17 protein-coding genes and 2 riboswitches are annotated in these 19,452 nt (G+C 36.3%); of the genes, 12 read left to right on the forward strand and 5 right to left on the reverse strand.

Features of this window, described 5'->3' with window-relative positions; all coding sequences use genetic code 11:
• The 8 genes from pstA to glcK all read left to right on the forward strand — a co-directional run bounded on the left by pstA (position 1) and on the right by glcK (position 7,474).
• Entirely contained in the window at positions 1–867 is an 867-nt protein-coding gene (gene pstA, locus ABH961_RS11060) for a phosphate ABC transporter permease PstA (protein ID WP_098653268.1), read from the forward strand.
• A gap of 28 nt (positions 868–895) precedes the next feature.
• Positions 896–1,711: a phosphate ABC transporter ATP-binding protein gene (gene pstB, locus ABH961_RS11065; protein WP_000226689.1), complete on the forward strand. Its 816-nt coding sequence runs from the start codon at positions 896–898 to the stop codon at positions 1,709–1,711.
• Between the two features lie 165 nt (positions 1,712–1,876).
• Positions 1,877–2,533 carry a phosphate signaling complex protein PhoU gene (gene phoU / locus ABH961_RS11070; RefSeq protein ID WP_048541577.1) on the forward strand — a complete coding sequence of 219 codons (657 nt, stop codon included), beginning with the start codon at positions 1,877–1,879 and terminating at the stop codon, positions 2,531–2,533.
• Between the two features lie 378 nt (positions 2,534–2,911).
• Positions 2,912–5,266 (forward strand): sugar phosphate nucleotidyltransferase, encoded by a 2,355-nt coding sequence (locus ABH961_RS11075; protein WP_098047948.1) that lies wholly within the window; start codon positions 2,912–2,914, stop codon positions 5,264–5,266.
• A gap of 68 nt (positions 5,267–5,334) precedes the next feature.
• Positions 5,335–5,484, forward strand: a complete 150-nt coding sequence (rpmG, locus tag ABH961_RS11080) for a 50S ribosomal protein L33 (RefSeq protein ID WP_001265616.1) — start codon at positions 5,335–5,337, stop codon at positions 5,482–5,484.
• A 104-nt stretch (positions 5,485–5,588) separates the two neighbouring features.
• On the forward strand, positions 5,589–6,167 hold the full coding sequence (locus ABH961_RS11085; protein WP_001206435.1) for a 5-formyltetrahydrofolate cyclo-ligase: 579 nt from the start codon (positions 5,589–5,591) through the stop codon (positions 6,165–6,167).
• Positions 6,168–6,270: 103 nt separating this feature from the next.
• A complete protein-coding gene (locus ABH961_RS11090; protein WP_000253699.1) occupies positions 6,271–6,471 on the forward strand; it encodes a YqgQ family protein in 201 nt (66 codons plus the stop codon).
• Positions 6,472–6,490: 19 nt separating this feature from the next.
• Positions 6,491–7,474: a glucokinase gene (gene glcK, locus ABH961_RS11095; RefSeq protein ID WP_000391711.1), complete on the forward strand. Its 984-nt coding sequence runs from the start codon at positions 6,491–6,493 to the stop codon at positions 7,472–7,474.
• Between the two features lie 80 nt (positions 7,475–7,554).
• On the opposite strand, the gene ABH961_RS11100 is transcribed toward glcK, so the two are convergent.
• Positions 7,555–7,728: a DUF2759 domain-containing protein gene (locus ABH961_RS11100; RefSeq protein ID WP_000524847.1), complete on the reverse strand. Its 174-nt coding sequence runs from the start codon at positions 7,726–7,728 to the stop codon at positions 7,555–7,557.
• Between the two features lie 170 nt (positions 7,729–7,898).
• Here ABH961_RS11100 and ABH961_RS11105 point away from each other — a divergent pair, with 170 nt between their 5' ends.
• Together ABH961_RS11105 and ABH961_RS11110 are read left to right on the forward strand one after the other, a co-directional pair.
• Positions 7,899–8,528 carry an MBL fold metallo-hydrolase gene (locus tag ABH961_RS11105; RefSeq protein ID WP_048541550.1) on the forward strand — a complete coding sequence of 210 codons (630 nt, stop codon included), beginning with the start codon at positions 7,899–7,901 and terminating at the stop codon, positions 8,526–8,528.
• 9 nt (positions 8,529–8,537) lie between these two features.
• Entirely contained in the window at positions 8,538–9,650 is a 1,113-nt protein-coding gene (locus ABH961_RS11110) for a class I SAM-dependent methyltransferase (protein WP_098681505.1), read from the forward strand.
• A 151-nt stretch (positions 9,651–9,801) separates the two neighbouring features.
• On the opposite strand, the gene ABH961_RS11115 is transcribed toward ABH961_RS11110, so the two are convergent.
• The 4 genes from ABH961_RS11115 to metI form a co-directional block, all read right to left on the reverse strand.
• A complete protein-coding gene (locus ABH961_RS11115) occupies positions 9,802–10,092 on the reverse strand; it encodes an ArsR/SmtB family transcription factor (RefSeq protein WP_000894375.1) in 291 nt (96 codons plus the stop codon).
• Between the two features lie 433 nt (positions 10,093–10,525).
• Positions 10,526–11,038: a cysteine hydrolase family protein gene (locus ABH961_RS11120; RefSeq protein WP_048541554.1), complete on the reverse strand. Its 513-nt coding sequence runs from the start codon at positions 11,036–11,038 to the stop codon at positions 10,526–10,528.
• 162 nt (positions 11,039–11,200) lie between these two features.
• Complete coding sequence (gene metC / locus ABH961_RS11125; RefSeq protein WP_000122285.1) at positions 11,201–12,364, reverse strand: cystathionine beta-lyase; 1,164 nt, start codon at positions 12,362–12,364, stop codon at positions 11,201–11,203.
• Positions 12,361–13,473, reverse strand: a complete 1,113-nt coding sequence (gene metI, locus ABH961_RS11130; RefSeq protein WP_048541556.1) for a cystathionine gamma-synthase/O-acetylhomoserine thiolyase — start codon at positions 13,471–13,473, stop codon at positions 12,361–12,363. Before metI ends, metC begins: the two co-directional genes overlap by 4 nt.
• 242 nt (positions 13,474–13,715) lie before the next feature.
• Positions 13,716–13,825, reverse strand: a riboswitch (SAM riboswitch).
• A gap of 203 nt (positions 13,826–14,028) precedes the next feature.
• A riboswitch (SAM riboswitch) is annotated at positions 14,029–14,138 on the forward strand.
• Positions 14,139–14,208: 70 nt separating this feature from the next.
• Between metI and ABH961_RS11135 the strand changes: the two genes are divergently transcribed.
• Both ABH961_RS11135 and metH read left to right on the forward strand, forming a co-directional pair.
• The gene (locus tag ABH961_RS11135; RefSeq protein WP_048541557.1) at positions 14,209–16,041 is read left to right on the forward strand and encodes a bifunctional homocysteine S-methyltransferase/methylenetetrahydrofolate reductase; all 1,833 of its coding nucleotides are present in this window, start codon (positions 14,209–14,211) and stop codon (positions 16,039–16,041) included.
• Positions 16,041–19,439 carry a methionine synthase gene (metH, locus tag ABH961_RS11140; protein WP_098681506.1) on the forward strand — a complete coding sequence of 1,133 codons (3,399 nt, stop codon included), beginning with the start codon at positions 16,041–16,043 and terminating at the stop codon, positions 19,437–19,439. Before ABH961_RS11135 ends, metH begins: the two co-directional genes overlap by 1 nt.
• Positions 19,440–19,452 lie beyond the last annotated feature (13 nt).

A 19,452-nucleotide genomic window follows, 5' to 3' on the forward strand; every position in this document is an offset into this window, starting at 1 on the left:
ATGCGAATGTTGAATCATAAAAAAATACAAGAAAATATGGCATCACGTTTTTTAAAAGATCGAGTTTACAAGTTGTTATTTTATATAGCAATTTTGTTTTCAATAGTAATACTGCTTATTTTACTTTTTCAAATTTTTGAAAAAGGTATAAGTTACCTTTCGTTAGATTTCTTTACAAACTTCGCTTCGCGTAATCCGAAAGAAGCTGGGATTGCTGCAGCTTTGTCAGGAACAATATTATTCATGAGTATTGTTATACCAGTCTCCTTTATATTTGGAGTTGGAACTGCTCTTTATTTGGAGCAATATGCGAAGGAATCTATATTTAAAAAGGTAATAGAAATTAATAATCAAACGTTAGCAGGAGTACCTTCCGTTGTATTTGGATTACTCGGCTTAACTATTTTTGTATATGCTCTTCATTTAGGGGAGAGTATTATTGCGGCGGCACTGACGATGAGTTTACTCGTTTTACCGACAGTTGTTGTAGCGAGTCAAGAAGCGATACGATCTGTACCAAGTTCATTATTAGAAGCTTCTTACGGATTAGGTGCTACGAAGTGGCAAACGATGTATCAAATTGTATTGCCATCTGCTTTCCCGGGAATTATAACGGGTTGTACGTTAGCGATATCAAGGGGGATTGGAGAAGCGGCACCGCTATTAGTTATCGGGGCACTTGCATTTGCAAATTATGTTCCATTTAGTATGTTTGATAGATTTACAGTTTTACCAATTCAAATTTTTAATTGGATGAGTAGACCGCAAGAAGAATTTCAGTATGTAGCAGCTGCTGGGATGATTGTTTTGTTAGGTTTATTACTCTTTATCAATATGTTTGTCTTATGGTTACGAAATCGAAAATAAGTTGGAAATGGATGAAAGGGGAATTCAAATGGTAGCAACAGTAGTAAATGTACAGGTGAAAAACGAGGAGAAAATCGAGACTGCACCAAAGAAAGTAGTATTTGATACGAAAAACTTAAATTTATGGTACGGAGAAGACCATGCTTTAAAAGATATTAACTTAAGCATTCATGAGAATGAAGTTACAGCAATTATCGGGCCAAGTGGTTGTGGTAAATCAACGTACTTAAAAACATTAAATCGTATGGTAGAGTTAGTACCAATCGTGCGAACTACAGGTGTAATTGAATATAGAGAGCGCAATATATTTGAAAAATCATACCCAGTTGAAGAATTAAGAACTCATGTGGGAATGGTGTTCCAAAAGCCAAATCCATTTCCGAAATCTATTTATGAAAATGTAGCATATGGCCCGAAAATTCATGGTATTCGTGATAAGAAAACATTGGATGAAATTGTTGAAAAAAGTTTACGTGGAGCAGCGATTTGGGATGAGTTAAAAGATCGTTTGCATGATAATGCATACGGTTTATCTGGTGGACAGCAACAGCGTCTATGTATCGCACGTTGTTTAGCAATTGAACCAGACGTTATTTTAATGGATGAGCCAACATCGGCACTAGATCCAATTTCAACATTAAAAGTAGAAGAATTAATTCAAGAGTTAAAGAAAGACTTTAGTATTGTGATCGTAACGCATAACATGCAACAAGCAGCACGTATTTCAGACAAAACTGCTTTCTTCTTAAGTGGAGAAGTTGTGGAGTATACAGATACAAATAAATTATTTACGACACCTTCAGATAAGCGTACAGAAGATTATATTACAGGCCGATTCGGTTGATATCGTTGCAAGGCTAAGAGCAAATACCCTCTTAACAGAGGGTATTTCTTATTTTTACCTCATTTAATTAGAGAAGTAATACTTCTCCTATCTTAAGGCTTATTACAAGTAGGCTAGGTAGGAGATCTATATATAATGGCACATAATATTGAGGGGGAAGAAACAATGGTAAGAGAACAGTTTCAATGTGATTTAAAAATGTTGCAGCAAAAGGTGATTGAGCTTGGAGAGCTAGCGAGGGAAGCTTTATTGCTTGCTATGGAAGGTCTTCATAAAAGGGATGTAGAGAAAGCGTTAGAGGTAATAGATGGTGATTATCGTATGGATAATTTAGAAGAGGAAATAAATGATCTTGCGCTTATGCTTATTACGAAGCAGCAACCTGTAGCAAGTGATTTAAGAAGGATTTTCATTTCAATTAAAACAGCGACAGATTTAGAGCGTATTGCAGATCATGCTGTTAATATTGCGAAATCAACAATTCGTCTTGGGGAAAAAGAGGTGGTTGTTAGTTTGCACAATCTTGATGAAATGTTTGCAATTGCAAATAAGATGCTACAGTTAGCGCTAGAAGCATATGAGCAAGAAAATTTAACTTTGGCGAAACAAATTGCTGAAATGGATGATTCAGTTGATGAAATATATGGGAAAGCGATTCGTGAATTTATATCTTCAGTTCCAGAACAACCAGAAGCAATTACACAAATTACACAATTATCCTTTGTGGCGAGATATATCGAGCGTGTAGCAGATCATATTACAAATATTGCTGAAAATGTTTTTTATTTAGTAAAAGGAAAGCATTACTTATTAAATGAATAAAGAAAAAGGCAGGTGAAACATCACCTGCTTTTTTTAGTCAAAACATGACAAAAAAAGCTCGTTGTTTCCTTTAGTTTATGATGATAAGATGTATCATAATATAATGGAAAAAATAGGACATATATGTTGTTCACTTATTAAGAGATATTTTACTAAGTTAATAGTAAGCGCTTTCTTTCGTGGCGTTGAAAAGGTACATGTATATAGACAGTTTTACCGCCTGTAAAAGCCCGAGTGGTCAGGGCTAATAATCAGTGGGAGATGCACAAAATCCCTACTAATTAAAGTTTCATTTTATACTGCTAGTTAATGCGGGGTAGATAATATACATATCGTATATGAAGTTACTGATCATTATATAAGTGGAGGCTGAAGTATATGAAGGGGGTTATTTTAGCTGGAGGAAAAGGACGACGCCTTAGACCATTAACATGTAATACTCCAAAGCCGATGTTACCATTATTAGAAAAGCCAGTTTTGGAATACAATATTGAATTATTACGTCAGCATGGTATTCGTGAAATTGCAATTACTGTTCAGTATATGAGTACAGCCATTAAACAATATTTTGGTGACGGTAGCAAATGGGGAGTTAACTTGTACTACTTTGAAGATTCTCCCCCGCTTGGAACCGCAGGGAGTATTAAACAAGCGGAAACATTTTTAGATGAAACGTTTGTTGTGATAAGCGGGGATGCGTTAACTGATTTTCAATTATCAGAAGGAATTATGTTTCATGAACAAAAGAAAAGAATGGTAACTATGTTTGTAAAGGAAGTAGAAAACCCACTCTCATTCGGTTTAGTTGTAATGAATAAAGAACAAGAGGTTACACGATATATAGAAAAACCGAGCTGGAATGAAGTAGTCTCTAATATTGTGAATACAGGTATATATATTATGGAGCCAGAAATTTTTTCTTACATACCGCCCCGAGAGTTTTTTGATTTCAGTCAAGATGTGTTTCCGCTATTGGCAAATAAGAACGCGTTATTTGCATATTTGTCAGAAGGTTATTGGTTAGATATCGGTACATTTGATCAATATCGACAAGCACAATTTGATTTGTTAACGAAAAAATTGCAAGTACCTATTCCTTACACGGAAGTATTGCCGATGGTATGGATGGGGGAAGGTGTGACGATTGGAAAAGGAACGAAAATTCACGGTCCTTCTTTTATTGGAGAAGGAGCAAAGATTGGTGCTGGAGCTGTAATTGAGCCATACTCTATTATCGGGAAAAATAGTGTGGTTTCAAGTTATTCTCATCTTCAAAAAAGTATTGTTTTTGCAAATGCGCACATTGGTCAGTATTGCGAGCTATTAGAAACGATCATAGGAGAGCATACAATGGTGGAAGATGACGTTACACTGTTTCAAAAAAGCATTGTAGCGGATCATTGTCATATAGGGAAAAGTACGGTAATTAAGCAAAAGGGAAAACTATGGCCATATAAGGCAATTGACAGCTATTCAGTAGTAGGATCGGCTGGTGTTCAAGAAAGCGAAAAGAGTGCAGGATGGTTGCAAAAAAGCCGCATTGTAGGAAGAGGCAATGTTGAAATCACTCCTCAATTTATTGTGAAAGTTGCGATGGCGTATGGATCTCTTTTTGCCAAAGGAGAAAGTATATTAATTGGGAGTCAAGAACATATAGAAACGACTTCTTATAAAAATCTCTTTCTTCATGCGATTCATGGTATCGGGGTTCATACGATGGAATGCAAAGAAATGAACGAATCGCTTTTTCAGTATAGCATTCAGGATTTACAATGTGCTGGTGGGGTTTTCATTCAAGTGGAAAATGAAAAAGAGGTTGTTATAAAGTTATATGGTAAGGATGGGGTACAATTAACGTATAAGCAGCAAAAAGCGATAGAACAAGTATATATGTCCGAGTCGTTTTATTACGTATGTGAGAAAGAAATGGGGCGGAATAAGCTAGTCCACGTTTCTTTACATGATTATATAGAGGCTGTATTAGAGCGCGTTGATATTGAGAAAATACAAAAACAAAAGTTTCATCTTCTTATTAATAAGAGGAATGATATGTTACAACATTTACTGATGCTCTTTTTACAAAGGCTCGGATGCACAGTTACATGGATTTATGCGGGCGAACAAAAGGATCATGTGAAAGCTTTGATGAAATCAAGCAAAGCAAATATGGCACTTATGTTTTCAGAGCAAGGAAATTATTTCGAGTTATATGATAATCATAGTAATATTTACCAAGGAACAGATTTTGAAGAGGTAGATATTCCAGATTTATTACTTGAATCAGCAGGAAATATTTACCCGATGTCTTTGAAATTAGGAGAATGTTACCTTCTATTTTATACGCAGGATGAAAAAAAGTCGTTTCAAGCGAGATGGAAGCGAGATATTTTATATCGAATTGGAAAATTATTCGAGTTAATAGCATTGCAGGGGAAAACATTTCTCAGCATAGTAGAGCAATCACCGCCGCTTTATCTACTTTGTGATGAAGTTGTATGTTCATGGAATGAAAAAGGAAAAGTAATGAGGAAATTATTGGCTGATATGGAAAGAAAGGAAGAAGGTATATTTGAAGGAGTACAGTTCAAATATACCGAAAAAGAGTGGTCTTATATCGTTTCTGACACAAAACAACCGAAATTTTTAGTGTATTCGCATGCCAGAAACCCAGTAATAGCAAGGGAAAATATGAAAAATCTTATAGAAAAAATTAGACAATATCAAAAGGTGTAGAATTTTTATTTTAAAAGTGGTATTATAGTATAGTCTGATTTAAGTTATTAGTACTGGAGGGAATAAGAATGCGTGTGAATATTACTCTAGCATGTACAGAATGCGGAGATCGTAACTATATCTCAAAGAAAAACAAACGTAACAACGCTGAGCGTATTGAGCTTAAAAAGTATTGCAAGCGTGACAAGAAGTCTACGTTACACCGTGAAACAAAGTAAGCAGTAGGAATATTTTCCTACTGTTTCTTTTTTTATTCGATTCCTCTGTTAAAAGTGATACACTATCATCGTAGAGCAAAGTATCACTGTGAGGGGGAAAGTGTGTGAGAGAAGAGAAAGTACGTTTACGTAAACAAATAATAGAGCACATGAATTCTTTATCAGAAGAACGGTATACAACTTTATCAGAGCAAATTGCATTTTCGTTGTATGCGCAAAAAGAGTGGGCTGAAGCTAAAACAGTTGGAATCACTCTCTCAATGGAAAATGAAGTGAATACATATGCTATTATCGAAAAAGCTTGGGAAGAAGGAAAGAAAGTTGTTGTTCCAAAGTGTAACAAAGAAACACGAACAATGTCTTTCCGGCAAATTAGTAATTTTGATCAATTAGAAATAGTGTATATGAATTTACGTGAACCAATTCCAGCGCGTACGGAAGAAGTGAATGCAGATGACATTGATCTTCAAATCGTGCCAGGTGTAGCTTATACAGAGCGAGGAGAGCGGATTGGATATGGCGGTGGGTATTATGATCGTTATCTCTTGCATTATAAAGGGAAAACGCTATCATTAGCTTATAGTTTTCAAATAGTAGAACATATTCCAGTAGAGCCGTTTGATAAAAACGTAGAAAAAATTATTACAGAAAAAGGAACAATGGTTAAAAATGGGCTTGTATAGACAAATAAAAATTGACGAGACTTTTTCTTCTTGATTATAATAAAATATGTGAACGTTTTCTTATTATAATTTTTTATAGTAAGTGAGCATAGAGGGTGATAAAATGGTATCTATTTATGATATTCAGCAATTGCTAAAGAAATTTGGTACGATTATTTATACGGGTGATCGAATTGCAGATTTACAATTAATGCAAGATGAATTGCGTGAATTAAATCAATCACAGTTAATCGATCCACAAGACTATCAAACAGCTTTATTTTTATTGAAGCAAGAAATTCAAAAAGAGCTAAATAAGAATTAGATAAAGGTAGGTAAGCAACATGGAAGAGAAATGGTTAGTTGGGGTTGACCTTGGTGGTACAACAATTAAATTAGCATTTATTAATGTGTACGGTGAAATTTTACATAAGTGGGAAATCCCTACGAATACAAATGAGCAAGGAAAACATATTACGCTTGATGTAGCGAAAGCTATTGATAAAAAGTTAGAAGAGTTAGGTGAATTGAAAAGCAAGTTAATCGGTATTGGTATGGGAGCTCCTGGTCCTGTACACGTGGCGTCTGGAATGATTTATGAAGCGGTCAATTTAGGATGGAAAAACTATCCGTTAAAAGATTTATTAGAAGTAGAAACAGGATTACCTGTTGTTATTGATAATGATGCAAACTTAGCAGCGCTTGGTGAAATGTGGAAAGGTGCTGGTGAAGGAGCAAAAGATTTAATCTGTATGACACTTGGCACTGGTGTTGGTGGTGGTGTAATCGCCAATGGTGAGATTGTACACGGCGTAAGCGGAGCTGCTGGTGAGATTGGACATATTACAGTAGTTACAGAGAATGCTTTCCCATGTAATTGCGGGAAGTCTGGTTGCTTAGAAACTGTAGCATCTGCAACGGGTATTGTGCGTGTTGCTATGCAAAAAATACAAGAGACTAATAAAGAGAGTGTTCTACGTTCTATGTTAGCAGAAGAAGGGCGTATTACATCAAAAGATGTGTTTGAAGCACTTGGACAAGGTGACGAGCTAGCAGGCGAAGTAGTAGAAAAAGTAGCTTCTTATTTAGGGTTAGCTGTAGCGAACCTTGCTAGTACGTTGAACCCAGAGAAAATTGTTATTGGCGGGGGCGTGTCTAAAGCTGGAGATGCACTATTAGAGCCAATTCAACGTTATTTCGAGCAATATGCTTTCTCACGTGCTGTAAAGAGCACAAAGTTAGCGATTGCAATACTTGGTAATGATGCAGGTGTTATCGGAGGAGCTTGGCTTGTAAAAAAGCACAAATACGAAGCGAAGATGGTATAAGTTGTGAAATATGAAAAGAGGAAGGGGAAACCCTTCCTCTTTTTGTGTGAAATCTTGATGAAGAATAACATGTAAATGAATTAAGCTGCTGGTGGGTACCCGTTATATAGAACAGTCATGATCGTAAACCATCCGAAAACGAGTACAGTTGCAATTGCAAAGCCGCCCGCGAATAAGTTTTTTTCGCGAAGAGTTCTAAGCGTAGCGAATACAGCTAACAGAGTGACTAGCGCAAAAATAATAACAAGGCCCATACAATATCCTCCTCTGTCTACCCATTCCTCAATATGAGTTTTTAGAATATTAACTCTTTTATATTGTACATGTTTTAAAAATGATTGTCGAGATAGCATCCTTTCTTTTCCTAAGAGAAAAAAATGTTGTATCATTGAAAGTAAGTTTAATAATTGGAGGAGATTTTCATATGAAATGGATACAAATGCCGTTAGGCCCATTACAAACGAATGCTTATATTTTAACGAATGATCAAAATGAGTGTATTATCTTTGATCCTGGTCACGAAGGAGAGAAGCTCGTTACATATTTACAAGAAGAACAATTAAAGCCACTTGCTGTTTTATTAACACATGCTCACTTTGATCATATTGGTGCTGTTGACGCGGTAAGAGACGCTTTTCATATTCCTGTGTACGTACATAGAGAAGAAGCAGATTGGTTAGGCGATGCAACTGTAAATGGCTCTCAAATTTTTATGATGAATCGCAGTATTACAGCAAAACCAGCAGATCATATTATTGATGCAGAAGGTGCATTAGCAATTGGTTCATTTAATTTTGAGATTTTTGAGACGCCAGGACATTCTCCAGGCAGTATTTCTTATTATTGTAAAGAGGCGAATGCTGTATTTTCTGGTGATGTATTGTTCCAAATGAGCATCGGAAGAACAGATTTACCCGGTGGAAGTTTTGCTGAATTGATTGGAAGTATTGAAGAAAAATTATTTGTATTACCAGATGAAACAGCGGTGCTATGTGGACATGGTCCAGAAACAAGCATTGGTTTTGAAAAAGAAAATAATCCATTTTTACAGTAAGGAGCTAGTATGGAGATGGAGCTCATTTTAAAAGAATGGATGGAGAAAGAGAAGGATTATTCAATTTCATATAGTACGTATATGAACCTCGTATTGTACACAGAGGGACATGGCTATTATATGAAGGAACGTGAAAAAATTGGAAGACAAGGGGATTTTTTTACAAGTAGCAACGTATCCTCTGTTTTTGCAAAAACATTTGCTAAATTTTTTATTCGTCTTGTTGAAAATGGTGAAGTTGCTCCGAATATTTGTGAGATTGGTGGGGGAACAGGAAGGTTTGCCTATGATGTTTTACAAGAGTGGAAGCAAGTATCTCCAGAAACCTTTATTGATTTAAACTATTCAATGATTGAAATGAGCCCTGTTCATAGAAACTTACAGCAGAAAAATCTTTGTTCGTTTTCTAATGTATCGTATTATACGTCGCATAGTGAAATGGGAGAATCGTTCGAAGGGATTCTTTTTTCGAATGAGTTATTTGATGCATTTCCTGTTGAAGTAATTGAGAAGAGAAATGGAATATTGTATGAAGTACGTGTGACGTACACAGAGGAAGGGAAACTCGCAGAAGTATGTAGACCGCTACAGAAAAATATTGGTCGATACTTATTGAAATATAATATTCATCTTGCTGAAGGTCAGCGTTTTGAAGTGCCACTTGCGATGGAAGAATATATAGAAGAAATTGCGAAATGGTTTCAACGAGGTGTATGTATTACCGTTGATTATGGATACACAAAAGAAGAATGGATGCATCCTGCACATCAAGAAGGAAGTTTACGAGGATATTACGAGCATAAGTTAATCCGTAATCCTTTAGAGCATCCAGGTGAAATGGATCTTACTACTCATATTCATTGGGACGAACTGAAAGAGATGTTTAGCCTGCAAGGCATGAATATAGTATGGCATAAGAAGCAATCTGAGTTTTTGTTAGCAGCAGGAATATTAGATCAGCTTACGGGTCACCAAGATCGAAATCCTTTTTCTGAAACTCAAAAACAAAATCGTGCAGTTCGTTCTATGATTTTGAGCGGAGGATTAGGGAGTGCATTTGATGTTGTGATACATACGAAACATATGCAACAGTTACACTTGGATCAGCATTTGAAAATATAAAAAAACAAGACACAGCATATTTCTGTGTCTTGTTTTTTAATACGACTTTTTAATTATGTAGCATCATATATTTTCTCTCATGATATATATTTATATTAAAGATATGAGATAAAAAATATAAAATACGCCCTTTTTCTCTGTTTATGAGCTCTTAACCTAATAATACGCGAACGAGTTGAATAATTGTCTCGTTTTCTACTTTGTAATAAATTTCCAATCCTTTTCTTTCACTGGAAACGATTTTAGCACTTTTTAATTTTGCTAAATGCTGTGAAATTGTAGATTGTGGCATGTTTAAGCCAGTGTACATTGTAGAAACGTTGCTTGGACCACGTTCAATTAATCCTTTTACAATACATAAGCGAACAGGATGAGCAAGTACTTTCAATAATTCTGCATTGCTTTCATATAGTTCTATTTCTTTTTGAAAGGTTTCTAACATGTTCTTTTCCACCTCCGTGTGAGCTGTTATACCATACTATACATACCAAAAAATTAAAGAAAAGAAAACAGTTGTTGCAGAAAAAAAGTCCTAAAGTAAAGAAATTGTAAGAAAAGAGACCCTGATGTAAATAAAGTAGATAAATTTGCATGGTTTTGTAAAATGACATTTTTGGGCGAAAATTTCGATGCGTTTTAAAAATTGAAAGATATAGATATATTTGTAACACAATTTTATCATGATTTTCTTATTCTTTCAAATGAATATACAAAATTTTTAAAATAATAAGAAAAAGGAATTATAATGTTATATATAGAATATAAAACAGGTTAAAAGAAAGGAAGCTGAATATAGTCAGCTTCTTTATGGTGATAACAAAATATTTGAGTATAGCTGATAAATTTTAGAATTACCAAGACATTAGTTATATATTCTAGAGTTCATCTTTTATCAGCTTTAAAAATCTGCGGTTCCATATGTTCTCATAAAAATCAATCGTCTCTTTTGCGGACATAAATGGATTATTTAACGTAGAGGTTGCTTTCTGTACCATGAAGTTTTCGTATTCTAGTCCATGGGAAAATTTAATCGTAGCATCCATACAGTACTCTGTTTGGGCACCACAAAATTCAATACGGTGTACAGATAATTGTTCTAAAATCTCTTTCAAGTTTGTTTTATAAAATGAATTGGCATGTGTTTTTCTTACAAAAAAATCTTGTTCCTGAACATCTAGATCAGCATGAATAGCCCAAAGTTCTTTTTCGGGTACTAAATCATCGTCACAATGTTGAATAAAAATGATGGGTTTATTTGATTTTCTGTATGAAGAAATTCTTTTATTTACTTTTGTAAGTAAATTTTGTAAATCGAATAAATGCTCTTCGCTATAACATACTCCATTTTGTAAATCGATAACGATTAAAACATCTGCACAAATATCCATTATTTTTGCCCCCTTTTTTACTTCTTAATATATCAATTAATTCATTATTTAGAAATAGATGGTGCTCTTTTGTTTTTTTATGGACTATACGAAAAGTAAAAAATATACTTAACGGTATAAAAAAGAAGATATGAAAACTTAATTTCATATCTTCTGTTCGTTCTATGCATTTACAGGTTCTTCTACATAAGAAAGGGCATTTTCAAAATCGGATATTAAATCGTCAACATTTTCAAGGCCGACGGATAACCGAAGTAATGAATTAGAAATCCCTCTTTCATCACGAGCTTCTTGCGACAATGCTGCATGTGACATTTTAGCTGGGTAGGAAAGAATCGATTCGACAGCTCCTAAACTAACTGCAAAGACAGGTAATTTTACTTTTGATAAAAATTGGCGGAGTGCGTCTTCTGATTGTAAAGTGAAAGATAGGACAGCTCCGGCTGATGTAGCTTGAGATTGTTGAATATCAAATCCAAGATGTGTTTGTAAGCCAGGATAATAGACATTTTTAACTTTAGCGTGCTCTTGTAAATAATGTGCAATTTTATTGGCGTTTGCAGCTGAATGCTCAAGACGTACATGCAATGTTTTTAGACCGCGAAGTACGAGAGAACAATCTTGAGGACCTAAAATAGCGCCGAATGCATTTTGTAAAAATCCAAGTTTTTGAGCGAGTTCGGCATCTTTTACAACCGCTAATCCGGCAGTAACATCACTATGACCGGCAATGAATTTTGTGGCACTATGAAGAACGACATCGGCGCCAAGATCAAGTGGTTTCTGGAATAGTGGTGTCAAAAATGTATTATCAACAAAAGTAAGGGCGTCAATAGATTTTGCAAGTTTAGAAACAGCACGAATATCTGTCACTTTTAAAAGTGGATTAGAGGGTGTTTCCACATAAAAGAGTTTTGTGTTTGGCTTAATGTTTTGCTTTATTTCTTCTACATTTGTCATATCAACAAATGTATGTGACACACCGTAACGGGAGAGCACTTCAGTTATAATTCGGTAAGTTCCTCCGTATACGTCTTCTGAAATGAGTACGTGATCGCCTTGTGAAAGAAGGAGGAATGCAGTAGAAATCGCTGCAATTCCTGATGCGAAGGCAAATCCCTTTGTTCCTCCTTCTAATAAAGCAATGATATCTTCAAGAGCTTCACGAGTTGGATTACCAGAGCGACTATAGTCATATTTTCCGAACGTATCTACATCAAACTGATGGAATGTTGATGTATTATAGATGGGAACGTTAACAGCTCCTGTTTGTGAGTCATGTTTATATTGGTTGTGCAGTAAGAGTGTATCTATAGAATAACTCATATTCTTACCCCTTCTTTTACAAGTTTAATGGCTTGCTTTAAGTCTTGAATTAAATCGTTACTATTTTCAATGCCAACGGAAAATCGCAGAAGACGATTACATACACCGTTTGCTGTTCTGATTTCTTCAGGAATATCAGCGTGTGTTTGCGTTGCTGGATACGTCATTAAACTTTCAACACCACCAAGACTTTCAGCAAATGTAATTAAGGATAAAGATTGTAAGAATGGATTAATCCATGTTTCATCTTTCAGACGAAATGAGATCATGCCACCTCTTCCAGGATAAAATACATCTGTCACCCCGTCTTCATCATTTAAATAAGCAACAACTGCTTTTGCATTTTCTTCATGTTGTCTCATGCGAAGCGCTAACGTTTTCATACCACGAATTAATAGCCATGAGTCAAATGGACTTAAGACCGCACCAGAGGCATTATGATAATGAGCGATTTCCTCACAAAGTTCCTTTCCTTTTGCAACGACAAGTCCGCTTAGGACATCGTTATGTCCTCCTAAATATTTCGTTGCGCTATGAAGTACAATGTCGGCACCTTCTGTTAATGGCTGCTGTATATAAGGCGTATAGAATGTGTTGTCTACAATAAGAAGTAGTCCGTGTCTTTTCGCTACAGTTGCGACAGCGGCAATATCAGTAACTTGCATTAACGGATTAGTTGGAGTTTCTATGAAAATAGCTTTCGTTTCAGTTGTGATAGCTTGCTCAATTTGTTTAATGGATTGTGTATTTACGTATCTACATCGAACATTCCACTTTTTTTCGTGCTCAGAAAATAATCGATAAGTGCCCCCGTATAAATCTTCAGATACAATAAGTTCGTCTCCAGAACGGAATAGGGAGAGGACGAGGAGAACAGCTGCCATCCCTGAACTACAGGCATAACCTTGTTCACCATATTCTAAGTCTGCGATTGCCTGCTCTAAAAGACCACGAGTTGGATTGCCAGTTCGTGAATAGTCAAAGCCAGTAGAGTTACCAATTCCGTCATGACGATAAGCAGTTGAAAAATAAACAGGTGGGTTAACAGTTCCTGTTGTAGTTTCGCTCCGGTTTCCGATTTGTGCTAGTTTTGTTTCAATAGTTGACATGTGAAAATTCCTCCTTTTTAAATTAACAATTAAGTGAATGTAAAGTGAAACTTTAATCAGTGAGGGATTCATCCCCACTGATTATCAGCCCTCACCAATCGGGCTTTTACGGGCAGTTGATTCCCACCTAACTTCTTTGTTCCAGCTGAATTTTGAGTTGGGAATCTTACTGCCCTCAAATAGCGGGGGAAAATAAAAAAAGCCTTCTAAAGAAGAAGGCTTTCGGTTTGAATAGAGTCTTCTTCTCATCTGTCAAATCTTTCACAATTTGCTGGAATTAGCACCTTATTAACAAATGTTAATGGTTGCTGAGGCGTCAAAGGGCCAGTCCCTCTACCTCTCTAGATAAGAATGTTCGTATGAAATTTTATTATGTTTTTAACTTTACAACAAAAGATAATTGAATTGCAACTTTATTTTAAATAATTTTTATTTTTCCGCAAGTGTCATTGACTTTTGCATTTGTGCATGCTAAATTTATTAAAAAATTAACAAACATTGTTAAAAGGGGAACGTATTTCCTTTTAGCTACATAAATAAAATAATAAAGACAAACTCTTATTGAGAGCGGTGGAGGGAAAGGCCCTGTGAAACCCAGCAACCTTCAAACGAAATGTTTGAAACGGTGCTAATACCTGCAAAACGAATGTTTTGCATAATAAGAGGAGGAACAATTATGTCCCCCTCTTCAAAGTGAAGAGGGGGTTTTTATATTGATAGAAATGAGGGAGATTTGTGAAATTACTAGATTTATTATCAAAAGGAATTGTAATAGGTGATGGTGCGGTTGGGACGTTATTACATTCACATGGTTTGCAAAGTAGTTTTGAAGAATTGAATATATCTGATCCAGATTTAATTATATCGATTCATAAGCAATATGTAGCTGCTGGGGCTGATGTGATTCAAACAAATACGTACGGAGCAAATGAAGCGAAATTACGTATGTATGGTTTAGAAAATCAAGTTACTGAAATTAATAGAGCCGCAGTAAAACTGGCGAAAGCATCTGTTACAGACAGAAATGCAATTTTAGGAACAATTGGTGGTATGAAACATATCGGAGCTGTTACGACAACTGATATGGAAAGAGAATTTATGTTACTGGAACAGGCAAGTGCATTACTAGAAGAACAGGTTGATGGACTGCTATTAGAAACTTTTTATGATGAGTTTGAATTACTTCATGCTGTTCAGGTGTTACGAAAACAAACGAATATTCCAATTGTAGCTCAATTAGCATTGCATGAGGCAGGTACAACTCAAAATGGAAATGATGTAAATGAAATATTAAAACAGCTTTTAGATTACGGTGCAAATGTTGTTGGATTGAACTGTCAACTAGGGCCACTTCACATGACGGAAGCTTTTAAAATGATATCGATTCCGCAAAATGGCTACTTGTCAGCATATCCAAATGCAGGTCTCCCGAATTATGTGGAGGGACGCTACGTATATGAGGGAAGTCCGGCTTATTTCGAAGCGATGACACCGAAATTTATTGAGCAAGGTATCCGATTATTGGGTGGTTGTTGTGGCACGACTCCAGAACATATTGAAAGTATGAAACGTGCAATTGCAAATGTTACACCTGTAATAGAAAAGGATACGATTCAAAGACCGAAAGTAGTTCATACACATGAGAAACGTTCGAAAGCTCATGTCACTTTAGCAGAGAAAGCAAAAAAACAAACGACAGTAGTAGTGGAATTAGATCCACCGAAAACGTTAGATACGCAGCGATTTTTTGAAGGCGCAAGAGCATTGAAAAGAGCTGGGGCAGATGCTATTACTCTAGCAGATAATTCATTAGCATCGCCTCGCATCTCGAATATGGCAATGGGGGCATTATTAACGAAGCACGATATTCCGGTATTGACGCACTTAACGTGTAGAGACCATAACGTCATCGGACTACAATCTCATTTACTAGGCCTATCAGCGTTAGGTATGGAAGAAGTGTTAGCTTTAACTGGGGATCCAGCACGCGTTGGTGATTTTCCAGGTGCCACTTCTGTATATGATTTGTCCTCTATTGAGCTCATTAAAATGATTAAAGAAATGAACGACGGGCGCTCGATTTTAGGGAAATCAATTGGTCCAGCAACAAGGTTTTCAGTGGGAGGTGCGTTTAATCCGCATGTAAGACATTTAAAAGCAGCGGTTAAGCGAATGGAACGGAAAATAGATGCTGGAGCGGAATATTTCTTAACGCAGCCAATTTATGATATCGCGTTAATTGAAGAAGTGTATGAAGCGACAAAGCATTTGGAACAACCTATTTTTATTGGGATTATGCCATTAATAAGTAAAAGGAATGCAGATTTCCTTCATTTTGAGGTACCGGGTATTACACTACCTGAAGAAATAAGGGAGAGAATGGATGGACATGAAACGAAAGAGGCAGCAATTGAGGAAGGAATTCTCATTTCACAAGAATTAATCGATGCGGCGATGAAGTATTTTAACGGCATTTATCTTATTACACCATTTCTAAAATATGAAATTACAGAACATCTTGTTAAATATGTGAGAGAAAAGCAAGAAGTGAAAGAAGGTATTAATTGATGAAATGTATAGAAGAAAAATTACAAAATAACATCTTAATATTAGATGGTGCAATGGGAACAATGATCCAGCAAGAGGACTTAACTGCGGAAGATTTCGGTGGAGAAGAGTACGAAGGCTGTAATGAATATTTAGTAGAAACAAGGCCTGATGTCATTTTAAAGATTCATAAAGCTTATATTGAAGCTGGAGCAGATATTATTGAAACAAATACATTTGGGGCGACAAATATTGTATTAAGTGATTATGAGTTGTCTCATTTAGATGAGGAATTAAATGAGACGGCAGCGCGTTTAGCGAAGCAAGCGGTCAAAGAAAGCGGGAAGGAAGTATATGTTGCGGGAGCAATGGGACCAACAACGAAAGCGATTAGTGTTACAGGTGGTGTGACGTTTGAAGAATTAATTGAAGCCTATACACGGCAGGCTAGAGGCTTATTGAATGGCGACGTAGATGTATTACTCGTTGAGACGAGTCAAGATATGCGTAACGTGAAGGCTGCTTATATTGGAATTCAAGCAGCTTTTGATGAGCTAAATAAAATTGTACCTATTATGATTTCAGGAACGATTGAACCGATGGGAACGACTCTGGCCGGACAAACAATTGAGGCTTTTTACTTATCAGTAGAACATATGAAGCCATTATCTGTTGGGTTAAACTGTGCGACCGGTCCGGAGTTTATGAGAGACCATATTCGTTCACTATCTGAGTTGTCGGAGTGTTACATTTCTTGTTATCCAAATGCAGGTCTTCCTGATGAAGATGGACATTATCATGAATCGCCATCTTCTCTCGCTGAAAAAGTGAAGCGATTTGCTGAAGAAGGATGGGTTAATATTATCGGTGGTTGTTGTGGCACAACACCAGAACATATAAAAGTAATGAAATCCGCGTTAGCCTCTCTTAAGCCGCGTGAACACCACGAAAGAGCTGGACACGGGGTTAGTGGATTAGAGGCACTTCAATATGATGACTCTATGAGACCATTATTTGTTGGTGAAAGAACAAACGTTATTGGGTCACGTAAATTTAAACGATTAGTAGCAGAAGGGAAATTTGAAGAGGCTGCTGAAGTCGCAAGAGCGCAAGTGAAGAAAAATGCTCATATTATTGATATTTGTATGGCAGATCCTGATCGCGATGAAATAGAAGATATGGAAAACTTCTTGGCAGAAGTTACGAAAGTGTTAAAAGTACCAATTATGATTGATTCAACAGATGAAAATGTGATGGAGCGAGCTCTTACTTATATACAAGGAAAAGCTGTTATTAATTCAATTAATTTAGAAGATGGAGAAGAACGATTTAAAAAAGTGACGCCGCTTCTTCAAAAATATGGTGCTGCTATTGTTGTAGGAACAATTGATGAAGATGGTATGGCGGTTAGTGCAGAACGAAAACTCGAAATCGCAAAAAGAAGTTATGAGTTATTGACGACGAAATATGGTATACGCCCGTCAGATATTATTTTTGATGCACTTGTATTTCCTGTAGGGACAGGTGATGAAGAATATATCGGCTCGGCGGCAGCGACGATAGAAGGAATTCGTCTTATTAAAGAAGCCTTACCAGAATGTTTAACGATTTTAGGTGTAAGTAACATATCTTTTGGTTTACCACCAGCTGGCCGAGAAGTATTAAATTCCGTCTTTTTATATCATGCAACGAAAGCAGGATTAGATTACGCAATTGTGAATACGGAAAAATTAGAACGGTATGCGTCAATTCCAGAGGAAGAAAAACGTCTTGCTGATGCACTACTTTTTGAAACGACGCAAGAGACGTTAGAAGAATTTACAAATTTTTATCGCGCGGCAAAAAAGAAAGATGTCGTTACCCAAGAAACATTAACTCTTGATGAGAGGCTGGCAAATTACATTGTAGAAGGTACGAAACAAGGACTACAAGAAGATTTAAGCCGTGCACTTACAGAAGGAAGAAAACCTTTGGATATTATTAATGGCCCACTTATGACAGGAATGGATGAGGTGGGACGATTATTTAATAATAATGAGCTTATCGTTGCCGAAGTATTGCAAAGTGCTGAAAGTATGAAAGCTGCCGTAAGCTATTTAGAGCCACATATGGAATCTAGCGAGAGTGCGAAAAAGGGGAAAGTATTATTAGCAACTGTTAAAGGTGACGTACATGATATTGGGAAAAACCTCGTTGAAATTATTTTATCGAATAACGGATATGAGATTATTAATTTAGGAATCAATGTTCGTTCGGATCGAATTGTTCAAGAAGTACAAGAAAAGAAGCCTGACATTATTGGTCTTTCTGGTTTATTAGTAAAATCAGCGCAACAAATGGTAACGACTGCTGAAGATTTAAAAGCTGCAAATATTGATGTTCCAATCGTTGTAGGCGGGGCAGCGTTAACGAGAAAATTTACAGAAAATCGTATTTCACCATCATATAAAGGGCTCGTATGTTATGCGAGTGATGCGATGACTGGTCTTGATATTATTAATAAGCTTCAAAAGGAAGAAGAGCGTGAGAAGATGAAACAAGATAAAAAAGAGCGTCATCTTCATATCGTAAAAAAAGAGGAGAAGAAAGTAGAAATTCCAGCAGTAATTGAGCCATTAGCGAAGGCAGAGGTTATGATACCTGATTCAACAAAACGAATTGTATTACGTGATATTCCAGCCCTTCATCTCGCTCCATTTTTAAATAGACAAATGCTACTTGGACATCACCTTGGATTAAAAGGAAATGTGAAGAAGCTTTTGCGAGAGGGAGATAAGAGAGCACACGAATTAAATGATTTAATAGATGAATTATTGCAGGAAGGACAATCTTGGTTAAAACCGAAAGCGGTGTATCAATTTTTCCCAGCGCAAAGTGATGGACAAAACATTGTAATATATGATCCAGAAGATCATACGCGTGTTATAGAGCGTTTTACATTCCCAAGACAAGGAAAAGCACCATATCGTACTTTAGGTGATTATTTACGACCAGTTGGAGATGAGATGGACTATGTTGCTTTCCTATCTGTTACGGTTGGGGAAGGCGTTCGGAACATTGCTGAAGAGTGGAAGGCGAAGGGTGATTATTTACGCAGCCATGCGATCCAATCGTTAGCGCTTGAACTAGCAGAAGGTCTTGCTGAAAAAACACATATGCTCATTCGTGATCGCTGGGGTATTCCAGATTCACTAGAACTGACGATGGAAGAACGTTTCCGTACGAAATATAGAGGGATACGAGTGTCTTTCGGTTATCCAGCATGTCCAGAACTTGCGGATCAAGAAAAGTTATTTCGCCTTATTCATCCAGAAGAAATAGGTATTTCATTAACAGAAGGATTTATGATGGAGCCAGAAGCGTCTGTAACGGCTATGGTATTTTCTCACCCTGAGGCAAGATATTTTAGTGTATTATAGTGTAGAAGGGGGA

The organism is Bacillus sp. RC251, assembly GCF_044908765.1.
In the GTDB taxonomy this organism is placed as follows: domain Bacteria; phylum Bacillota; class Bacilli; order Bacillales; family Bacillaceae_G; genus Bacillus_A; species Bacillus_A wiedmannii.